15 protein-coding genes are annotated in these 19971 nt (G+C 71.1%); 8 read left to right on the forward strand and 7 right to left on the reverse strand.

Annotation, left to right across the window (positions count from 1 at the left end; all coding sequences use genetic code 11):
- A partial coding sequence (locus AOK24_RS00095; protein WP_107103856.1) for a LacI family DNA-binding transcriptional regulator occupies window positions 1–782 on the reverse strand: 782 nt, incomplete at its 3' end.
- A 304-nt stretch (window positions 783–1086) separates the two neighbouring features.
- Here AOK24_RS00095 and AOK24_RS00100 point away from each other — a divergent pair.
- The 5 genes from AOK24_RS00100 to AOK24_RS00120 all read left to right on the forward strand — a co-directional run bounded on the left by AOK24_RS00100 (window position 1087) and on the right by AOK24_RS00120 (window position 8646).
- Entirely contained in the window at window positions 1087–2013 is a 927-nt protein-coding gene (locus AOK24_RS00100) for a carbohydrate ABC transporter permease (RefSeq protein WP_055717948.1), read from the forward strand.
- A 6-nt stretch (window positions 2014–2019) separates the two neighbouring features.
- A complete protein-coding gene (locus AOK24_RS00105; RefSeq protein ID WP_055717949.1) occupies window positions 2020–2946 on the forward strand; it encodes a carbohydrate ABC transporter permease in 927 nt (308 codons plus the stop codon).
- Window positions 2947–3032: 86 nt separating this feature from the next.
- On the forward strand, window positions 3033–4373 hold the full coding sequence (locus AOK24_RS00110) for an ABC transporter substrate-binding protein (protein WP_055717950.1): 1341 nt from the start codon (window positions 3033–3035) through the stop codon (window positions 4371–4373).
- An 85-nt stretch (window positions 4374–4458) separates the two neighbouring features.
- On the forward strand, window positions 4459–6486 hold the full coding sequence (locus tag AOK24_RS00115; protein WP_055717951.1) for a beta-galactosidase: 2028 nt from the start codon (window positions 4459–4461) through the stop codon (window positions 6484–6486).
- Window positions 6487–6609: 123 nt separating this feature from the next.
- Window positions 6610–8646 carry a glycoside hydrolase gene (locus tag AOK24_RS00120; protein WP_055717952.1) on the forward strand — a complete coding sequence of 679 codons (2037 nt, stop codon included), beginning with the start codon at window positions 6610–6612 and terminating at the stop codon, window positions 8644–8646.
- A 51-nt stretch (window positions 8647–8697) separates the two neighbouring features.
- Here the strand turns inward: AOK24_RS00120 and AOK24_RS00125 are convergent, their stop codons facing one another.
- The 5 genes from AOK24_RS00125 to AOK24_RS00145 all read right to left on the reverse strand — a co-directional run bounded on the left by AOK24_RS00125 (window position 8698) and on the right by AOK24_RS00145 (window position 13249).
- A complete protein-coding gene (locus tag AOK24_RS00125) occupies window positions 8698–9180 on the reverse strand; it encodes a hypothetical protein (RefSeq protein WP_240553584.1) in 483 nt (160 codons plus the stop codon).
- Between the two features lie 26 nt (window positions 9181–9206).
- A complete protein-coding gene (locus tag AOK24_RS00130) occupies window positions 9207–9485 on the reverse strand; it encodes a DUF3040 domain-containing protein (protein ID WP_055717954.1) in 279 nt (92 codons plus the stop codon).
- Between the two features lie 48 nt (window positions 9486–9533).
- The gene (locus tag AOK24_RS00135; RefSeq protein WP_055717955.1) at window positions 9534–10775 is read right to left on the reverse strand and encodes a cation:proton antiporter; all 1242 of its coding nucleotides are present in this window, start codon (window positions 10773–10775) and stop codon (window positions 9534–9536) included.
- Window positions 10776–10951: 176 nt separating this feature from the next.
- Window positions 10952–12592 (reverse strand): phosphoglucomutase (alpha-D-glucose-1,6-bisphosphate-dependent), encoded by a 1641-nt coding sequence (gene pgm, locus AOK24_RS00140; protein WP_055717956.1) that lies wholly within the window; start codon window positions 12590–12592, stop codon window positions 10952–10954.
- A 90-nt stretch (window positions 12593–12682) separates the two neighbouring features.
- Window positions 12683–13249: a TetR family transcriptional regulator gene (locus tag AOK24_RS00145; RefSeq protein WP_055717957.1), complete on the reverse strand. Its 567-nt coding sequence runs from the start codon at window positions 13247–13249 to the stop codon at window positions 12683–12685.
- An 87-nt stretch (window positions 13250–13336) separates the two neighbouring features.
- On the opposite strand from AOK24_RS00145, the gene AOK24_RS00150 reads away from it, so the two are divergent.
- Window positions 13337–14275 (forward strand): SDR family oxidoreductase, encoded by a 939-nt coding sequence (locus AOK24_RS00150; protein WP_055717961.1) that lies wholly within the window; start codon window positions 13337–13339, stop codon window positions 14273–14275.
- A 9-nt stretch (window positions 14276–14284) separates the two neighbouring features.
- Here the strand turns inward: AOK24_RS00150 and AOK24_RS00155 are convergent, their stop codons facing one another.
- Entirely contained in the window at window positions 14285–17659 is a 3375-nt protein-coding gene (locus AOK24_RS00155) for a pyruvate carboxylase (protein ID WP_055717962.1), read from the reverse strand.
- 139 nt (window positions 17660–17798) lie between these two features.
- Here AOK24_RS00155 and AOK24_RS00160 point away from each other — a divergent pair, with 139 nt between their 5' ends.
- Window positions 17799–19445, forward strand: coding sequence for a serine/threonine-protein kinase (locus tag AOK24_RS00160; protein ID WP_055717958.1), 1647 nt, complete (start codon window positions 17799–17801; stop codon window positions 19443–19445).
- Between the two features lie 20 nt (window positions 19446–19465).
- Window positions 19466–19971: HAD family hydrolase (locus AOK24_RS00165; protein ID WP_055717959.1), on the forward strand; the 506-nt coding region annotated here is incomplete at its 3' end.

Consider the following 19971-nt stretch of genomic DNA (forward strand, 5'->3'; position numbering starts at 1 on the left):
ACGTCCTCCGGCACCCGCCGCCCGCTCTCGTGCAGCGCCCGCAGCAGCCCGAGCGCCATCTGGTCGTTGGCCGCGAAGACCGCCGTGCAGTCCTCCCGCGCCGCGAGGTCGAGCCCCGCCCGGTACCCGGACTCCGCCGACCAGTCCCCGCTGACCGGCGGCGGCACGGGCCGCCCGGCCTGCACGAGCGTCTCGCGCCAGGCGTCCGTACGGCGCTGCGCGGCGAAGGAGTCCTCGGGCCCCGACAGGTGCCACACCGTCTCGTGCCCGAGCCCGAGAAGGTGCTGGACGGCGGTCCGGGTCCCCCCGGCCTGGTCGGTGTCGACGACGGTGTACCGCTCGCCCGCGTCGGAGTCGGCGACCACCACTTGGACGTACGGCGGCAGGTTGATCGTCGCCGCGTCGAGGAGGTGCACCTCCATGATGACGATCACCGCGTCGACGGCGAGTTCTTCGAGCCGTGTGAAGGCGCCGCGCACCTCGTCCTGGGTGGGGACGGCCACCGGCAGGAGGGTCACCGCGTACCCCTCGGCGGCGGCCGAGTTGGCGATGGCCTCCAGGGTGCGGACGTTCCCGGTGGAGGAGAGCGAGAACGTGATGACGCCGAGCGTGCGGAACTCGCCGCGCTTGAGGGCTCGGGCGGCGCTGTTGGGCCGGTAGCCCAATTCGCGCATCGCGTCGAGCACTTGGCGACGTGTCTCCTCGGTCACGCCCGCATAACCATTCGACACGCGCGAGACCGTCTGGGAGGACACGCCGGCGACTCTGGCGACGTCGGCCATCGACACGCTCGCGCGTCTTCCCCTGGTCTCGGCGGGTGCGGACCCCTGCGCCGGGATGCTGTGTGTCGTGTCCATTTTCAACCCCCGGCCTCTCCCTCTCGTCACGTCGGCCACACTCTCCCCCGGAGACCCTTGACCTGCGTCATCGGAGGAGTGTAGACATGCCGCCATCAGATGTTTACGTAAACATAACAGCTCAGGACTCTTTTTTTGCTGGCTGATGTTTACGCAAACATCGAGGCGGCGCCGCACTGGGAACCACGAGGCGTCGCGGGTTCCATGAGTGGACGAGCGAGGATCGATCATGAAGACGCTGCAACCGCCGGCCGCCGCCGAGCCGCGGCCGGCACCGCCTCCGGCGAAGAAGGACCGCCGTTCCTGGACCGGCTGGGGGTTCATCGGCCCCTTCGTGGCCGTGTTCGCCCTCGTCTTCCTGGCGCCGATCGCGTACTCGATCTACCTGAGCCTCTTCCGCGACCAGCTCATCGGCGGGAACCACTTCGTCGGCCTCGACAACTACACCCAGGCGCTCCAGGACTCCCAGTTCTGGGACTCCCTGGCCCGGGTCGGGCTCTTCCTGCTGATCCAGGTGCCGATCATGCTCGGCATCGCCCTGCTGGTCGCCCTCGCGCTGGACAGCGGCCGGCTGTACGGCAAGAGCTTCTTCCGCATCACGATCTTCCTGCCGTACGCGGTCCCCGCGGTGGTCGCCACCCTGATGTGGGGCTTCATGTACGGCACGAAGTACGGCCTGGTCCGTGACATCAACGACGCGTTCGGGGTCACGCTGCCGAACCTGCTCGACCCCAGCTGGGTGCTCGCCTCCATCGGCAACATCGTGACCTGGGAGTTCGTCGGCTACAACATGCTGATCTTCTACTCGGCCCTCAGGGTCGTCCCGACCTCGCTGTACGAGGCGGCGGAGATCGACGGCGCCGGACAGTGGCGGATCATCCGCTCGATCAAGATCCCCGCGATCCGGGGTTCGCTCGTGATCGCGACGATCTTCTCGGTCATCGGCAGCTTCCAGCTCTTCAACGAGCCGAGCATCCTCCAGCCGCTCGCGAAGAACGCGATCACGACCGACTACACGCCGAACTTCTACACCTACTCGCTGTCCTTCAACGGCCAGCAGCACAACTACTCCGCGACCGTCGCGATCATCATGGGTGTGATCACGATGATCGTCGCCTACATCGTGCAGCTCCGCGGCATGCGCAAGGGAGCGTGACGAACGATGACCACCTCTGTCACCACCGCTCCCGCGAAGAGCGCCCCGAAGCTGCGCACCCCGCGCAAGGGCAAGGCGTACAGCGCGGACAAGCCGCGCCGCAGCAAGCTGCTGACCGGCCTGATGGCCCTCATGGCCGTCTACACGATCGCCCCGCTGGTGTGGCTGATCATCAGCGCCACGAAGACCCAGGAGGGTCTGGCCGACTCGAACGGCCTGTGGTTCGCGAAGCACTTCGCCCTGTGGTCGAACATCCACGACACGTTCACCTACCACGACGGCATCTTCGGCCGCTGGCTGCTGAACACCCTGCTGTACGTCGTCCTCGGCGCGGGCGGCGCGACGCTGCTGGCGGTGCTCGGCGGGTACGCGCTGGCGAAGTTCGACTTCGTCGGCAAGAAGGCGATCTTCGCCGTCGTCATCGGCGCGGTCGCCGTGCCCGGTACGGCCCTGGCGGTGCCGACGTTCCTCATGTTCAGCAAGATGGGCCTGACCGACACGCCCTGGGCGGTCATCATCCCGTCCCTGGTGTCCCCGTTCGGCCTCTACCTGATGTGGGTCTTCGCGGCCGAGGCGATCCCGACGGAGCTGCTGGAAGCGGCCCGGATGGACGGCGCCGGCGAGGTGCGGACCTTCTTCCAGGTCGCGCTCCCGCTGCTGGCGCCGGGCATCGTCACCGTCCTGCTGTTCACGACGGTCGCCACCTGGAACAACTACTTCCTCCCCCTGATCATGCTGAAGGACCCGAACTGGTACCCGCTCACCCTGGGTCTCAGTTCCTGGAGCTCGCAGGCGCAGACGATCGGCGGTGACGTGATCTTCAACCTGGTGATCACCGGCTCGCTGCTGACGATCCTGCCGCTGATCGCGGTGTTCCTGCTGCTCCAGAAGTACTGGCAGTCCGGTCTGTCGGCCGGAAGCGTCAAGGAATGACGCCGACGCCCCCAAGCCCCACAATTGCGCACACAACGCAGCACCCCCACCCTCACCCGATCCACCCACGAAGAAGTGGAAGCACCATGCGCAGAACAACGAGCCGTGTCCTCCGCGGCGTCGCCCTCGTCTCCGTCCTCGCCATCGGCGCCACCGCCTGCGGCAGCTCGGACAGCGACGACTCCTCGCAGAAGGCCGTCTCGGCCGGGGACCTCCAGGCGGCCCTGGACAAGGGCGGCGACATCACGGTCTGGGCCTGGGAGCCCACGCTGAAGACCGTGGCCGCCGACTTCCAGAAGAAGTACCCGAAGGTCAAGGTCAACCTGGTCGGCGAGCGCTCCGGCGACAAGCACTACACGGCGCTGTCGAACGCGATCTCGGCCGGCAAGGGCGTCCCGGACGTCGCCCAGGTGGAGTACTTCGCCGTCGGCCAGTACTCGCTCACCAAGGGCCTCACCGACCTGTCGAAGTTCGGTGCGGACAAGCTCGCCTCGAAGTACACGCCGGGCCCGTGGAACGCCGTCAGCGACGGCTCCAAGGTCTGGGGTCTGCCGATGGACTCCGGCCCGATGGCGCTGTTCTACAACAAGCAGGTCTTCGACAAGTACAAGATCGCCGTCCCCACCACGTGGGACGAGTACCTGGACGCGGCCCGCAAGCTCCACAAGGCCGACCCGAAGGCGTACATCGCCAACGACACCGGTGACGCGGGCTTCACGACCTCCATGCTGTGGCAGGCCGGCTCGCGCCCCTACAAGGTCGACGGCACCAAGGTCGGCATCAACTTCGACGACGCGGGCGCGAAGAAGTTCGAGAAGGTCTGGCAGACGCTGGTCAGCGAGAAGCTGCTCGCCCCGGTCACCGGCTGGACCGACGACTGGTACAAGGGCCTCGGCGACGGCACCATCGCGACCCTCGCGACCGGCGCCTGGATGCCCGCGAACTTCGTCACCGGTGTCGCCGCAGGCGCCGGCAAGTGGCGTGCCGCGGCCATGCCGCAGTGGGCCAAGGGCGAGAAGGCGAGCGCGGAGAACGGCGGCAGCTCGCTGACCGTCCCGGCGCTGGCCAAGAACAAGGAGCTGGCGTACGCGTTCACCGAGTACGCGAACTCCGGCGCCGGTGTCGCCACCCGCGTCTCCGAGGGCGCCTTCCCCGCCACCAAGGCGGAGCTGGAGTCCCCGGCGTTCCAGGCCAAGAAGTTCGACTACTTCGGCGGCCAGGAGGCCAACAAGATCTTCGCCGAGTCCGCGGCGATGGTCGCGAGCGACTGGAAGTACCTTCCCTTCCAGCCGTACGCGAACTCGATCTTCAACGACACCGTCGGCAAGGCGTACGTCTCCTCCACCACCCTCGCGCAGGGTCTGAAGGCCTGGCAGGACGCCTCCGTGAAGTACGGCAACGAGCAGGGCTTCACGATGGAGAAGTAGGTCTTCTCCGCCAGCAGCGACGAACGACCGGGCGGCGCGGCCCTGTGCCGCGCCGCCCCCGTGCACCACCCTCGGAAGGACCGCCATGATCTCCACCCTCCACGCCCGCGCCGCGCGCGGGGCGGACGGTGACCTCGCCCCGCGCTTCTCCTACGGCGCCGACTACAACCCCGAGCAGTGGCCCCGGGAGGTGTGGGAGGAGGACATCCGCCTGATGCAGGCGGCGGGCGTCAACGTCGTCTCCGTGGCGATCTTCTCCTGGGCGCGCCTCCAGCCCGGCCCCGACAGCTGGGACTTCGGCTGGCTCGACGAGGTCATGGACCTGCTGCACGCCGGCGGCATAGGCGTCGACCTCGCCACCGCGACGGCCTCGCCGCCGCCGTGGCTGACGACGGCCCACCCGGAGATCCTGCCGGTCACGCAGACCGGCGAGACCCTGTGGCCGGGCGCCCGCCAGCACTGGCGGCCCACCTCCCCGGTCTTCCGCGAGCACGCCCTGCGCCTGGTGCGCGCGATGGCGGACCGCTACAAGGACCACCCGGCGCTGGTCGCCTGGCACGTCTCCAACGAACTGGGCTGCCACAACATCTACGACTACTCGGACGACGCCGCGCGCGCCTTCCGCCTCTGGCTGCGCGCCCGCTACGGCACGCTGGAGTCCCTCAACCACGCCTGGGGCACAGCATTCTGGTCGCAGCGCTACACCGACTGGGAGCAGATCCTGCCGCCCCGGCTCGCGGCCTCGCACCCGAACCCGACGCAGCAGCTCGACTTCAAGCGGTTCTCCTCCGACGTCCTGAAGGACTACCTGCGCGCCGAGCGCGACATCCTGAAGGAGATCACCCCGGACGTCCCGGTCACCACGAACTTCATGGTGATGGGCGAGACGAAGGGCATGGACTACGCGGACTGGGCGGCGGAGATCGACTTCGTCTCCAACGACCACTACGTCCACCCCGGCCCGCAGTCCCGCGACGAGCTGTCGTTCTCCGCGAACCTGACCAGCGGTATCGCGGGCGGCAAGCCGTGGTTCCTGATGGAGCACTCCACCAGCGCCGTGAACTGGCAGCCGGTGAACGTCGCCAAGCGCCCCGGCGAGATGGCCCGCGACGCGCTGCTGCACGTGGCGCACGGCGCGGACGCCGTCTGCTACTTCCAGTGGCGCCAGTCCGCGGCGGGCGCCGAGAAGTACCACTCGGCGATGGTCCCGCACGCCGGTGAGGACAGCGAGGTCTTCCGCGCGGTCGCCGCGCTCGGCGCGACCCTCAAGACCCTGGCCCCGGTGGCCGGTTCGGACCGCGAGGCGGCCCGCGTCGGCATCGTCTTCGACTGGGACTCCTGGTGGGCGAGCGAGCAGGACTCGCACCCCACCGCGCTCCTCAAGTACCGCCAGGAGGGCCTGGACTGGTACTCGGCGCTCCTCGCGCTCGGCGTGCGCGCCGACCTGATCACCAAGCGCACCGACTTCTCCCGCTACGACGTGCTGATCACCCCGGTCCTGCACGTCATGCCGGCCGAGCTGGCCAAGGAGCTGACCCGGTACGCCGAGCAGGGCGGCCACCTGATCGCCACCTACTTCTCGGCGGTCGTCGACGAGAACGACCACATCTGGCTCGGCGGCTACCCCGGCGCCCTGCGCGACCTGCTCGGCATCCGTGTCGAGGAGTTCGGCCCGCTCCTGGCGGACGAGTCGGTCGCCCTGGACGACGGCACCACGGGCACCCTGTGGACGGACCGCATCACCCTCGCCGACGAGGCCACCGAGGTCCTCGCCCGCTACGAGTCCGGCAACCAGTCCGGGCGCCCGGCCGTCACGCGCCGCATGACGGGCGGCGGTTCGGCGTCGTACGTGTCGACGCGCCTCGGCGTCGAGGGGCTCACCGCGCTGCTGCCGAAGCTCCTCCAGCCTGCCGGCGTGGAGAGCGAGCTGCCCGCCGGGGCGCGCGGGCGCGTGGAGCTGACCGTGCGCAAGGGCGCCGAGGACCGGTTCCTGTTCCTCGTGAACCGCACGGACGACGAGGTCGACCTGAGCGGCTTCGCCGGTGACGTGCTGTACGGGTCGCTGGTCCTCGGACCGCGTGAAGTGACCGTCGTACGCCGCCCGTCGGTCTGACCGCCCTTCTTTTCCCGACTCCCCGGGCGGCGCCTGTCCGTGCGCCCGGGGTCACCCTTCCCTGCCCGTCCGGCGGGGAGGGGCCACCGCAACGTTTCCACCTATGAAAGCTGGGAGCACACGATGGCACGACTCACCCGCAGCAGACGGTTCCTGGGAACCGCCTCGATGACCGCGCTGGCGACGGGAGCGGCTCTGCTCACGTTCCCGGCGCCGCTCGCGCAGGCCGACACGGTCACCCCGACCGTGACCGTCCAGCCGGACCCGTCGTACAAGCAGGACAAGTTCGAGGGCTGGGGCACCAGCCTGGTGTGGTTCGCCAACGCGACCGGCGACTACCCGAAGGAGGTCCGCGAGAAGCTCGCGAAGCTCCTGTTCGGGGACGACGGGCTCGCGCTGAACATCGCGCGTTACAACATCGGCGGCGGCAACGCCCCCGATGTGAAGGACTACTTGAGGGCCGGCGGCGCCGTCGAGGGCTGGTGGAAGGCCCCGGCGGGCACCACCCGTACCGACACCGACTGGTGGAACGCGGACGACCCGGCCGACTGGAACCCGAAGGCGGACGCGACCCAGCGCTGGTGGGTCGACCGCATCAAGAAGGACATCACGCACTGGGAGACGTTCTCCAACTCCCCGCCGTGGTTCATGACGGTCAGCGGCTACGTCTCCGGCGGGTTCAACGCCAACGACGAGCAGCTGAAGGAGAGTTCGGTGAACGACTTCGCCGCCTACCTCGCGGGGGCGACGAAGCGTCTGGAGAAGTCCTCCGGGATCAAGGTCGACACGGTCGACCCGTTCAACGAGCCCAACACCGGCTACTGGGGCACCCGCCTCGACGCCAACGGCCAGCCGGTCGGGGGCCGTCAGGAGGGCGCGCACATCGGGCCCGCCATGCAGGAGAAGGTCCTCGCGGCGCTCGCCCCCGCGCTGAAGAAGGCCAAGGTCGGCGCGGAGATCTCGGCGATGGACGAGACCAACCCCGGTCTGTTCGCGACGAACTGGAACTCCTACTCGCAGGCGTCCAAGGACCTCGTCGGCCAGATGAACGTCCACACCTACGGCACCGGGCAGCGCACCACCGTGCGCGACCTCGCCAAGGCGGCCGACAAGCCGCTGTGGATGAGCGAGGTCGAGGGCGACTGGGGTGACGGGCAGAGCTTCACGGACATGCGTCCGGGTCTCGGCCTCGCCCAGCAGATCGTCAACGACCTGCGCGAACTGGAGCCCAAGGCCTGGGTGTTCTGGCAGCCGGTCGAGGACTACGACAACATGAAGCCGGGCGGCGAGTCCGCCAAGGGCGGCAACTGGGGTTCCATCCAGCTCCCGTTCAGCTGCACGTCCAAGGACACGCTGAAGTCGTGCCCGATCTTCACGAACACCAAGTTCGACACGGCCCGTAACTTCACGCACTTCATCAAGCCCGGCGACAGCCTGATCAAGGTGGACGACACGTCCAGCGCCGCCGCGGTCACGAAGGACGGCAAGGGCGCGTCCCTGGTCCACGTCAACTCGACCACCGCGCCGCGCACGGTCGTCCTCGACCTCTCCCGGTTCGGGAAGATCGACCGGAAGGCGACGGTCACCCCGACCGTCACGGACGCCGACGGCAAGCTCGTGAAGCAGGCCGCGGTCAAGGTCGTCGACGGCAAGGCGTCGTTCACCGTGCCCGCGCAGTCGGTGACCTCGTTCGCCGTCAAGGGCGTCTCCGGTGTCGCCAAGGACGCGAGCCTGTTCAGCAAGGGCAAGGCGTACTCGCTGACCGGTGTGCAGTCCAACAAGGCCGTCACCCTCGGCGCGAACGGCACGAGCCTGACCATCAACTCGGCGAACGGTGGGGTCGCCCAGCAGTGGCGTCTGGAGCAGGTGTACGGCACGACGGGCAACCGTCTGCGGTACGTCTTCGCGAACCCGGCGGAGGGCAAGCGCCTCGCCGTCCGTAACGACGTGCCGGTGGCCGAGCCGGACACGGGCACGCGTGACGCGGCGACCGAGTGGATCCTGTCCACCACGGGCGACGGCACCTGGACCCTGGTGAACGCCGCCACGGGCCGCCTCCTCGAGGTCGGCGGCCAGGCGACCAACGAGGGCGCCGCCGTCACCACCTGGTACGGCAACTCCGGTGCGAACCAGCGCTGGCGCATCGCCCGCGTGAACTGACCTGACTGGGGCCCCTTTTTCGAGGGGCCCCAGTTTTTTTATAGAAGCTTTCTACGGCGCTGTCGGCACCGGGCTCGGCCCACTCCCGGTGAGCCGCACGATCTGCCCGCCGATCTCGGGCTGAAGCTTCTTCAGCACCTCGGCCTTCCCGCCGACGGCCCACTGCGGGCCCACGATGTAGGTCCCGCCGTAGATGGCCGCCGCATCGAGCCAGGTGTCCTTGAGGGACTCCTTCGGGAACGTCGTGATGATGTAGTCCCCCTGCCCCGTCCGGCAGCTCCCCTCCCGCAACTCCGCCGCCTGGATGCGGATGGTGGCGGTGCACCCCGTCATCCCGGCGATGATCTCGACCTTCGCGGGCGCGACGACCTGCGCGGCGGCGGCAGGCTGGGCAGGCTCCGACGCCTTCGCCGCCGGCTTCCCGTCCCCTCCCCCACAAGCGGTGAGCAGCAACAGCAGGGCGCCTGCGGCGACGCCTCGGGCGGTGTGGGGCACGGCGACGGCTCCGGGGTCGGACGGGGTACGTACGCCCACTGGTACGGACGTACGGGTAGGGGTGTTCAGCGGCGTCTGCTGCCCGGGTGGCGCCGGTGCGGGTCGAACAGGGTCGCCGCCATCCCCGCCACCACCAGGCCCGTCGCCAGCACCAGGCCGTGCGGCAGCGCGATGCCGGTGAACAGGAGGGCGCCCGCCGTGCCGAGGGCCCACCAGGCGCGGCCTCGGCGGTACTCGCGGGGCCGTTCCGGGTGGCCCTCGGCGAGGGCTCGGGCGAAGCGGGCGTCGTCGCGTTCGGTGGCGGACGCCAGGGCTTCCAGGCGGTCGTCGTGGCCGTCGGACACGGGTCCTCCTGTCCGGGCCCGTGCGGGGGCCCTTCCTCCGAGGGGCCGTTACCGGTCGGGGGCGGTGACGGGGTCCCTCGTCTCTCGTGTGAGTTCTTCCGCTTCTCCGGGCTTCTCAGTCGTCGCCGGGCCCTTCGGCTCGCGGTCGTCCGCCGCGTGCACGCGCCCCGCCGCGAGGGGCCCGAGCACGGCGAGGACGAGGACGTACCCGGCGATGAACGGCGCGAGCCGGCTGTCGAGACCGGCGTTCGCGGCCATGGCGGCGAGGATCAGCGCGAACTCGCCGCGCGCCAGCAGCGTCGTCGCGATCAGCATCGCCTCGCGCGCCGCGTACCCGTACAGCCGTGCCACGACGAGCCCGGCGGCGACGTTCATCGCGAGCGTCAGCACGACGGCGATCACGACGGGTACGGCGACGGCGGCGAAGTCCCCCGGGTCGATGGCGAGTCCGAACGCGAAGAAGAAGATCGCGGCGAACGCGTCCCGCAGCGGGTGCACGAGCCTGCGGATGCGCGGCCCGGACGGGGTGGCGCCGAAGATGAGGCCGACCATGAACGCGCCGATCGCGTCGGCGACCCCGAGGTACTCGGAGACGCCCGCGACGAAGACGGCGGCCCCGAGGAAGCTGATGACGAGGAGTTCGTCGTCCCGGACGTGGATGAGCCGGGCGACCAGGCGTGTCCTGTAGCGCGCCGCGGTGGCGAGCAGCAGCAGGAACCCGAACGCCTTGGCGACCTGCCAGGCGATCTCCAGGCCGCCCTCGGCGCCGCTGATGACGGGTTGCAGGACGGCGAGGTAGAGCGCGAGGAAGATGTCCTCGACGACGATGACCCCGAGGACGATCTTCGTGCCGGGGCGGCCGATGCGGCCGAGGTCGATGAGGATCTTCGTGACGATCGCGGACGACGAGATGCCGAGGACCCCCGCGAGGACCAGCGCCTCCCGCGCGCCCCACCCGAGGCCGAACCCGAAGGCGAGTCCCGCGCCGACGTTCAGGACGAGGTAGCTGCCGCCCGCGAGGAGCAGGCGCCGGCCGCCGTTCTTGAGGTCGTCGACGTGGAATTCGAGGCCGAGGTAGAAGAGCAGCAGCACGAGCCCGAGCGCGGAGAGCATCTCGAAGTCGTGCGCGTCCCGCACCAGCACGAGCCCCGGCGTGTGGGGGCCGAGCAGGATTCCGGCGAGGGTGAACAGGGGGATGGTGGGGAGCCCGAACCTGTTGCCGAGCCGGGCGAGGACGGCGGCGGCGAGGAAGGCTCCGCCGAGGGCCAGCAGCGAGTCAGCGTGTCCCATGGGTCACCTCCCGCCGGCGGGCGTCGGGGCGGGGTCGTACTGCGCGTGGGGAGTGGATGGGGCTGTCCTCCTGGAACGACAAAGGGTGGACGACCCGGGTCCGGTCTCCCGGGCCTTCGTCCACCCTGTCATTCGGGGGCGGTCCCCGGTATCGGGGACGACACCCATTTGGCGGGCTAGCCGCCCAGCGCGTCCAGCACGACGGTCCGGGCCTCCTCCTGCACGCGGGCGAGGTGTTCGGGCCCGTTGAAGGACTCGGCGTAGATCTTGTACACGTCCTCGGTGCCCGAAGGGCGGGCGGCGAACCAGGAGTTGGCGGTCGTCACCTTGATCCCGCCGAGCGCGGCCCCGTTCCCGGGCGCCTCGGTGAGCACGCCCGTGACGTCCTCACCGGCGAGCGTGCGCGCGGTCACCTGGGCCGGCGACAGCTTCGCGAGGAGCGCCTTCTCCTCGCGGGAGGCGGGCGCGTCGATGCGGGCGTAGGAGGGGGCGCCGAACGTCTCGGTGAGCCCGGCGTACAGCTGCGAGGGCGTCTTCCCGGTGACGGCGGTGATCTCGGAGGCGAGGAGCGCCAGGATGATGCCGTCCTTGTCGGTGGTCCACACGGAGCCGTCCCGGCGTAGGAAGGACGCGCCCGCCGACTCCTCGCCGCCGAAGCCGAGGTCCCCGCCGACCAGGCCGTCGACGAACCACTTGAAGCCGACGGGGACTTCGACGAGGGTGCGGCCGAGGGAGGCTGCGACGCGGTCGATCATCGACGAGGAGACGAGGGTCTTGCCGATCCCGGCGTCGGCGGGCCAGCCCGCGCGGTGCCGGTAGAGGTAGTCGATGGCGACGGCGAGGTAGTGGTTGGGGTTCATCAGCCCGGCGTCGGGCGTGACGATGCCGTGCCGGTCGGAGTCCGCGTCGTTGCCGGTGGAGATGTCGAAGCGGTCGCGCTGCGCGATGAGGGAGGCCATCGCGTCCGGGGAGGAGCAGTCCATGCGGATCTGGCCGTCCCAGTCCAGCGTCATGAACCGCCAGGTGGGGTCGGTGTGCGGGTTGACGACGGTCAGGTCGAGGCGGTGCTCCTCGGCGATGCGCCCCCAGTAGGCGACGGAGGCGCCGCCGAGCGGGTCGGCGCCGATACGGACGCCGGCCGCGCGGATCGCGTCCAAGTCGAGGACGTTCGGCAGGTCGGCGACGTACGTGCCGAGGAAGTCGTACCGCCCGGTCGTCCCGGCGGTCAGCGCCCGCGTGTACGGGACGCGGCGGACGTCCTTCATCCCGGCCGCGATGATCTGGTTGGCGCGGTCCTGGATCCAGGAGGTGGCGTCGGAGGCGGCGGGGCCGCCGGACGGGGGGTTGTACTTGAAGCCGCCGTCGGCGGGCGGGTTGTGCGAGGGGGTGACGACGACGCCGTCCGCGAGGCCGGTGCTGCGGCCCTTGTTGTAGGCGAGGATCGCGTGCGAGACCGCCGGGGTCGGGGTGTAGCCGCCGGCGCTGTCGATCAGGGTGGTGACGCCGTTCGCGGCGAACACCTCCAGGGCGGTGACCTGGGCCGGTTCGGAGAGGGCGTGGGTGTCGGCGCCGAGGAACAGCGGTCCGTCGGTGCCCTGCGCGGCGCGGTACTCGCAGATCGCCTGGCTGGTGGCGGCGATGTGGTCCTCGTTGAACGCCGTGTTCAGCGCGGAGCCCCGGTGCCCCGAGGTGCCGAAGGCGACGCGCTGGCCGATCTCCGCCGGGTCCGGGTGCAGCGCGTAGTACGCGGTGACCAGCCGGGCCACGTCGACAAGGTCCTCGGCTCCGGCCGGCCGGCCCGCTCGCTCGTGCCGCATGGGTGGGTTCCTCCGCATCGGTTCGTTCACAGGCTCTGAGGGCCATCTTCCCTTGTCAGGAAGGTAGCGGGGAACCTGGGGTGGGCACTGTCAGCATCCTGTCACCGCTCTGAGCACGGCCATGGTCTCGCGCATCAGCGGGCCGAGCCCCGGGCCGTCGTCCTCCTCGATCCAGCGCGCGAAGGCGACCTTGAAGACGGCGGTCCCCGCCTCGGCCGCGAGGGCCGCCTCCGGGCCCGGTACGCCGCGCTCGCGCAGGACGGCGCAGAGGGTGGCCGAGTAGTCCGCGAGCTTGATCAGTTCGCGTTCCCGCAGTTCGGGGTGGGCGTCGATGACGGCCTGGCGGCGGCGCGCGTAGGAGCGGCGGACCTCGGGGAAGTCCTCGGCGGTCCCGTCCAGGACGGCGACGACGACGTCGAGGGTGGGCGCGTCCACGGGGACGCCCGCTGCGGTGGCCGTGATCCGGCCCAGCAGGTCGACGGTGCCGCCGAAGAGGACCTCGCGCTTGTCGGCGTAGTGCCGGAAGAAGGTGCGCTCGGTGAGGCCGGCCCGCTGGGCGATCTCGGCGACCGTCGTGCGCTCGAAGCCGCGCTCGTCGTAGAGATCGAGCGCCGCCTTCGCGAGTCGCCCTCGCGCGTCGGGCTGCCATCGGCTCATGGCGGGATCTTAGCTCTATGACAGTGACTGACATCAGGTGTACGGTCGATGACAGTGACTGACATCGAGTCGTTCGAGGGGTTCCCCATGCGTGTTTTCGTGACAGGTGCGTCCGGTTGGATCGGTTCGGCTCTCGTGCCCGAACTCCTGGGCGCCGGACATGAGGTGGCCGGGCTCGCGCGCTCGGACTCCTCGGCGGCGGTCCTCAAGGCGGCGGGGGCCGAGGTGGTCCGGGGTTCGCTGGACGACCTCGGCGTCCTGCGGGACGCGGCGGCCGGGGCCGACGGGGTGGTGCATCTCGCCTTCGCGCACGACATCGCGTTCAGCGGCGGCTTCGAGCAGGCGGCCGGGATCGACCGGCGGACCATCGAGGCGTTCGGCGACGCGCTGGCGGGCTCCGACCGGCCGTTCGTGCTGGCGTCGGGGCTGATGCTGATCGCGCCGGGCCGGGTGGCGACGGAGGCGGACGAGGCCGTCGACGGTCCCGCGACGGGTCCGCGCGTCCGGCACGACAACGCGGTGGCGACGGTCGCCCTGGCCGGGCGCGGGGTGCGTTCGTCGGTGGTACGGCTGCCGCCGACCGTGCACGGGGACGGGGACCCGGGGTTCATGGCGACGCTGGTCGACATCGCCCGCAAGCGCGGGACGGCCGGGTACGTGGGCGACGGCGCCGTCCGCTGGCCCGCCGCCCACCGCTCCGACGTGGCCCGGCTGTTCCGGCTGGCGCTGGAGAAGGCCCCGGCCGGTTCGGTGCTGCACGGCAACGCCGAGACCGGGGTGGAGCTGCGCGAGGTCGCCGGGGCGATCGGACGCGGGCTCGGGGTGCCGGCCGCCCCGGTCCCGGCGGCGGAGGCGGAGGAGCACTTCGGCTGGCTCGGCCCCTTCCTCGGCCTCGACTCCCCCGCGTCGAGCGCCCACACCCAGGAGCTGCTGGGGTGGACGCCCGAGGGGCCCGGCCTGATCCCGGACCTCGACGCGGGGCACTACTTCACCGAGGGCCGCACGGGGGCGTTCCTGGTGAGCTGATCCTTGCGGTCAGCGCACCTCCACCAGCAGGTCGCCGCCCTCCACCTGCTGGATGCGGTTGATGGCGAGCCGGGTCACGCGGCCCGCGCCCGGCGCGGTGATCGTCGCCTCCATCTTCATCGCCTCGATGGTCGCGACGGTCGCCCCGGCGGCCACCTCGTCGCCCTCGGCGACGGCGAGGGTCACCACGCCCGCGAAGGGCGCCGCGACGTGCCCGGCGTCGGACCGGTCGGCCTTCTCCGTGGCCGGGATGTCGGACGCGGCGGCCCGGTCGCGGACCTGGATCGGGCGGAGCTGCCCGTTGAGGCCGGCCATCACCGTCCGCATCCCGCGTTCGTCGGCCTCGCCGATCGCCTGGAGCTCGATCAGGAGCCGTACGCCGGGTTCCAGGTCGACGGCGTACTCCTGGCCCGGGCGCAGCCCGTAGAAGAAGTCCTTGCTGTCGAGGACGCTGGTGTCGCCGTACGCCTGCCGGTGGGTCTCGAAGTCGCGGGTCGGGCCGGGGAAGAGGAGCCGGTTGAGGGTGGTCCGGCGGTGCTTGTCCAGGCCCTCGCGGTCCTCGGTGGTCAGCTCCTGCACGGGCTTCGCGGCGGGCCGCCCCTGGAGGGCGCGGGTGCGGAACGGCTCCGGCCAGCCCCCGGGCGGCGTGCCCAGTTCGCCGCGCAGGAACCCGATCACGGAGTCCGGGATGTCGAACCGGTCCGGCGTCTCCTCGAAGTCCTCGGGCGCGACGCCGGCCCCGACGAGGTGCAGGGCGAGGTCCCCGACGACCTTCGAGGACGGCGTCACCTTGACGAGCCGCCCGAGGATGCGGTCGGCGGCGGCGTACATGGACTCGATGTCCTCGAACCGGTCCCCGAGCCCCAACGCCACCGCCTGGGTACGGAGGTTGGAGAGCTGTCCGCCGGGGATCTCGTGGTGGTAGACGCGCCCGGTCGGCGACGCGAGCCCCGCCTCGAACGGCGCGTACACCCGCCGCACGCTCTCCCAGTACGGCTCCAGGTCCCCGACGGCCTGGAGGTCGAGCCCGGTCGTGCGCTCCGAGTAGTCGGTCGCGGCGACGATCGCGGACAGCGACGGCTGCGAGGTCGTCCCCGCCATGGACGCCACGGCCCCGTCGACCGCGTCGACCCCGGCCCCGATCGCCGCGAGGTACGTCGCGAGCTGACCGCCCGCCGTGTCGTGCGTGTGCAGGTGCACCGGCAGCCCGAACTCCCGCCGCAGCGCGGTCACGAGGGTCGCGGCGGCCGGCGCCCGCAGCAGCCCGGCCATGTCCTTGACGGCGAGGACGTGCGCCCCGGCCACGACGATCTTCTCCGCGAGCCGCAGGTAGTAGTCGAGCGTGTAGAGCCGCTCCCCGGGGTCGGACAGGTCGGCGGTGTAGCAGAGCGCGACCTCGGCGACCGCCGTACCCGTCTGCCGTACGGCGTCGATCGCGGGCCGCATCTGGTCGACGTCGTTGAGCGCGTCGAAGATCCGGAAGATGTCGATCCCGGTGGCCGCCGCCTCCTGCACGAACGCGTCGGTCACCTCGGTCGGATACGGCGTGTAGCCCACGGTGTTGCGTCCGCGCAGCAGCATCTGGAGGCAGATGTTCGGTACGGCCTCGCGCAGCGCCGCGAGCCGCTCCCACGGGTCCTCGGCGAGGAAGCGCAGCGCCACGTCGTAGGTCGCGCCGCCCCAGCACTCCAGGGAGAGCAGGTCAGGGAGGGTACGGGCGACGAGCGGGGCGGAGGCGAGAAGGTCCTTGGTGCGCACGCGCGTTGCCAGCAGGGACTGGTGGGCGTCCCTGAACGTCGTGTCGGTGACGCCGAGTCGAGGAGTCTCGCGCATCCAGGAGGCGAAGCCCTCGGGGCCCAGCTCGATCAGGCGCTGGCGGGAACCGGCCGGGGGCTCCGTGGCGGGCGTGCCCGGCAGCTTCGCCAACGGGTCGAGGAGGTCGGGGCGTTCGCCGTGCGGCTTGTTGACGGTGACGTCGGCGAGGTACGTGAGGAGCTTGGTGCCCCGGTCGGCGGAGGTGCGGGCCGTCAGCAGGTGGGGGCGCTGCTCGATGAACGACGTGGTGACCCGGCCCGCCTGGAAGTCGGCGTCGTCCAACACCGCTTGCAGGAACGGGATGTTGGTCGCGACGCCCCGGATGCGGAACTCCGCGACCGCACGCCGGGCACGGCCGATCGCCGACCTGAAGTCCCGGCCCCGGCAGGTGAGTTTGACCAGCATCGAGTCGAAGTGCGCGCTGATCTCCGTACCCGCGTGGGTCGTTCCGCCGTCGAGCCGGATGCCTGAACCACCCGGTGAACGGTACGCGCTGATCCGGCCGGTGTCGGGGCGGAAGCCGTTGGCCGGGTCCTCGGTGGTGATACGGCACTGGAGGGCCGCGCCGTGCAGCTTCACCGTCTCCTGGGAGAGGCCGAGGTCGGCGAGCGACTCGCCCGAGGCGATGCGCAGTTGTGCCTGGACGAGGTCGACGTCGGTGACCTCCTCGGTGACCGTGTGCTCGACCTGGATGCGCGGGTTCATCTCGATGAAGACGTGGTTGCCGTCCCGGTCGAGGAGGAACTCGACGGTGCCCGCGTTGCGGTAGCCGATCTCGCGGGCGAACCGGACGGCGTCCGCGCAGATCCGGTCCCGCAGCGCCGGGTCCAGGTTGGGCGCGGGGGCCAGCTCGATGACCTTCTGGTGGCGCCGCTGGACCGAACAGTCGCGCTCGTAGAGGTGGATGACGTTCCCGTGGCCGTCCGCGAGAATCTGCACCTCGATGTGGCGCGGGTCCACAACTGCCTTCTCCAGGAAGACCGTCGGGTCGCCGAACGCGGACGCCGCCTCGCGGGACGCGGCCTCGATGGACTCCCGCAGGGCGGCCGGGTCCTCGACGCGCCGCATGCCGCGCCCGCCGCCGCCCGCGACGGCCTTCACGAACACCGGGAAGCCGATCTCCTCGGCGGCGGCCACGAGTTCGCCGACGTCGTTGGAGGGCGCGGACGAGCCCAGCACGGGGACGCCGGCCGCGCGGGCCGCCGCGACCGCGCTCGCCTTGTTGCCGGTGAGTTCCAGCGTGCGGGCGTCCGGGCCCACGAAGGTGATCCCGGCCTCCTCGCAGGCGCGGGCCAGCTCCGGGTTCTCGGAGAGGAAGCCGTACCCCGGATACACCGCGTCGGCCCCCGCGCGCCGGGCGGCGGCGACGATCTCCTCGACCGACAGGTACGCGCGCACCGGATGCCCGGGCTCACCGATCTCGTACGCCTCGTCGGCCTTCAGGCGGTGCAGCGAGTTCCGGTCCTCGTGCGGGAACACGGCGACCGTACGGGCCCCCAGCTCGTACCCGGCGCGGAACGCCCTGATCGCGATCTCGCCTCGGTTGGCCACCAGCACCTTGCGGAACATGCCGAATCCCTTCGCCGCCGTCGGCACCCATGGTGTCGGCGCCGGGGTCGGAGGTCCATGTGACCCGGGCCACCTTGCCGCAGGTCCGGGGAACGAGCACACGATCGGCGGTGTCCGTGGCGGGAACTATGCTCCGCGCATGAACGACGCGGACAGCCGCAGGCGGGTCGTCGACGGGCGCTTCCAGTTGGAGGCGCGGCTCGGCGGGGGCGGCATGGGGATGGTGTGGCGGGCCACGGACCTCGTGCTGCACCGGAGCGTGGCCGTGAAGGAGGTCCGGCCGCCGGACCCCGACCTCGCCGAGTACGACCCGCCGGCCGCGCACCAGCTGCGCCAGCGGGTGCTGCGCGAGGCGCGGGCGCTGGCCCGGCTGGACCATCCCGGGGTCGTCACGATCCACCACATCGTGGACGAGGGTGACGGCACCTACCCGTGGATCGTCATGGAGCTGGTGCCCGGCGGCTCGTTCGCCGACCGGCTCGCGCAGGGGCCGATGGGCCCGGTCGAGGCCGCCCGGATCGGCCTCGGCGTCCTGTCCGCGCTGCGCGCCGCGCACGACGCGGGCATCCAGCACCGGGACGTCAAACCCGCGAACGTCCTGATGCGCCCCGACGGCCGTCCCGTCCTCACCGACTTCGGCATCGCCGCGATCCGCGAGGCGACGGCCCTCACCGCGACGGGCTCGATCATCGGCACGCCGGACTACATGGCCCCCGAGCGGGTCTCCGGCCAGTCCGGCGGCCCCTCCTCCGACCTGTGGTCCCTCGGCATGATGCTGTACACGGCGGTCGAGGGCCGCCACCCGCTCCGCAGGGGCACGACGCTGGCCACCCTCGCGGCCGTCCTCAGCGAGGACATACCCCCACCGCAGCACGCGGGCCCCCTCACGGACGTCCTCACCCGCCTCCTGAACCGCGACCCGACGGCACGCCCGGGCGCCCAGACGGTGGAGCGGCTGCTGACGGAGGTGGTGGAGGGCGGTACGGCGGGGCGCGGCGCGACGACGTCGTACCCGTTGCAGGCGCCCGAGCCTCCGGCGGAGCCGCAGACGTCGTACCGGATCCAGGCACCCGCCCCAGCCACCCCGGCCACCGCGCCGGCCGTCGCGGACACCCCCGCGCGGCGGCGAAGATGGCCGGCCGTGGTGCTGCCGGGGCTGGGGGTCGCCCTGGTGGGCGTGCTGGGCTGGAACCTCCTGCCCGGGGGCGCGAGCGGCGCGGCGGGGCCGGCCAAGTCGCCGGTTTCGTCGGGGAGTTCGGTGCCGTCGGGGTCGCCTTCGGGCAGCACGGGGAGCGGGTCGCCGGACGAGACCACCACCGAGAGCGGTACAGGTCTGCTGACGCCGGGCGGCATCCGGACGGCGCTCGCGGCGATCGAGAAGAAGACCGGGCGCAAGCGGTTCGGGTCGCTGTCGGTGTACGAGGACTACGTCTCGGCGGACGTGATGGTGGACGGCAGCGACACCAGGACCGAGTCGTACACGTACCGTCCGGGCGAGGGGGCGCGGGAGGGCGTCATCAAGAGGAACATCTTCCCCGGCTCCAGACCCTTCACCGTCGACGGGTTCGCGTGGGACAAGGTGCCGGCGCTGCTCGCCGAGGCCGCCAAGCGGCTGAACGTCCCCGACCCCGAGACCCGCTACCTCCTGGTGAGTCCCCCCAAGAAGATCGTGTTCGACATCCCCGTCACCCTCAACGTGTACCTCACCGACGCGTACGGCAACTCGGGATACCTGGAGGCGGACTCCCGGGGCAAGATCACCAAGGTCTATCCCGCACCCAAGTGACCTGCGGTTAAGGTCACTCCATGCGTCTCGCCCTCTTCGATCTCGACGGCACTCTCGTCGACCGTGCCGCCGCCCTCTCCGCCACCGTCGCCGGCCTGTGCCGGGACCACGGGTACGACCCGGCGGTCGGGGAGTGGCTGCTGGCCGAGCTCGCCGAGAACGGTGGCCGGGACGTCCTCGGCCGGCTGCCGGAGGCGTTCGGCGTCGCGGAGTCGCCGGAGCACCTGTGGCGCGTGTACGTGGACCGGATGGCCGCGTCGGTGGTGTGCCGCCCGGACGTGCTGGAGAGCCTCGGCGGGCTGAGGGAGCACGGCTGGAGCGTCGGTGTCGTGACGAACGGCTCGTCCGACCTCCAGCGCGCGAAGATCCGCTCAGCGGGCCTCGCGGACCTGGTGGACGGCATCGCCGCGTCCGGCGACATCGACGTACGGAAACCGGACGCCCGCCTGTTCGAGCTGGCGGCGGCGCGGTGCGGGACGCAGCTGACGGCCGGGGACTGGATGACGGGGGACGACCCGGTCAAGGA

It is taken from the genome of Streptomyces niveiscabiei, assembly GCF_001419795.1.
GTDB lineage: Bacteria > Actinomycetota > Actinomycetes > Streptomycetales > Streptomycetaceae > Streptomyces > Streptomyces niveiscabiei.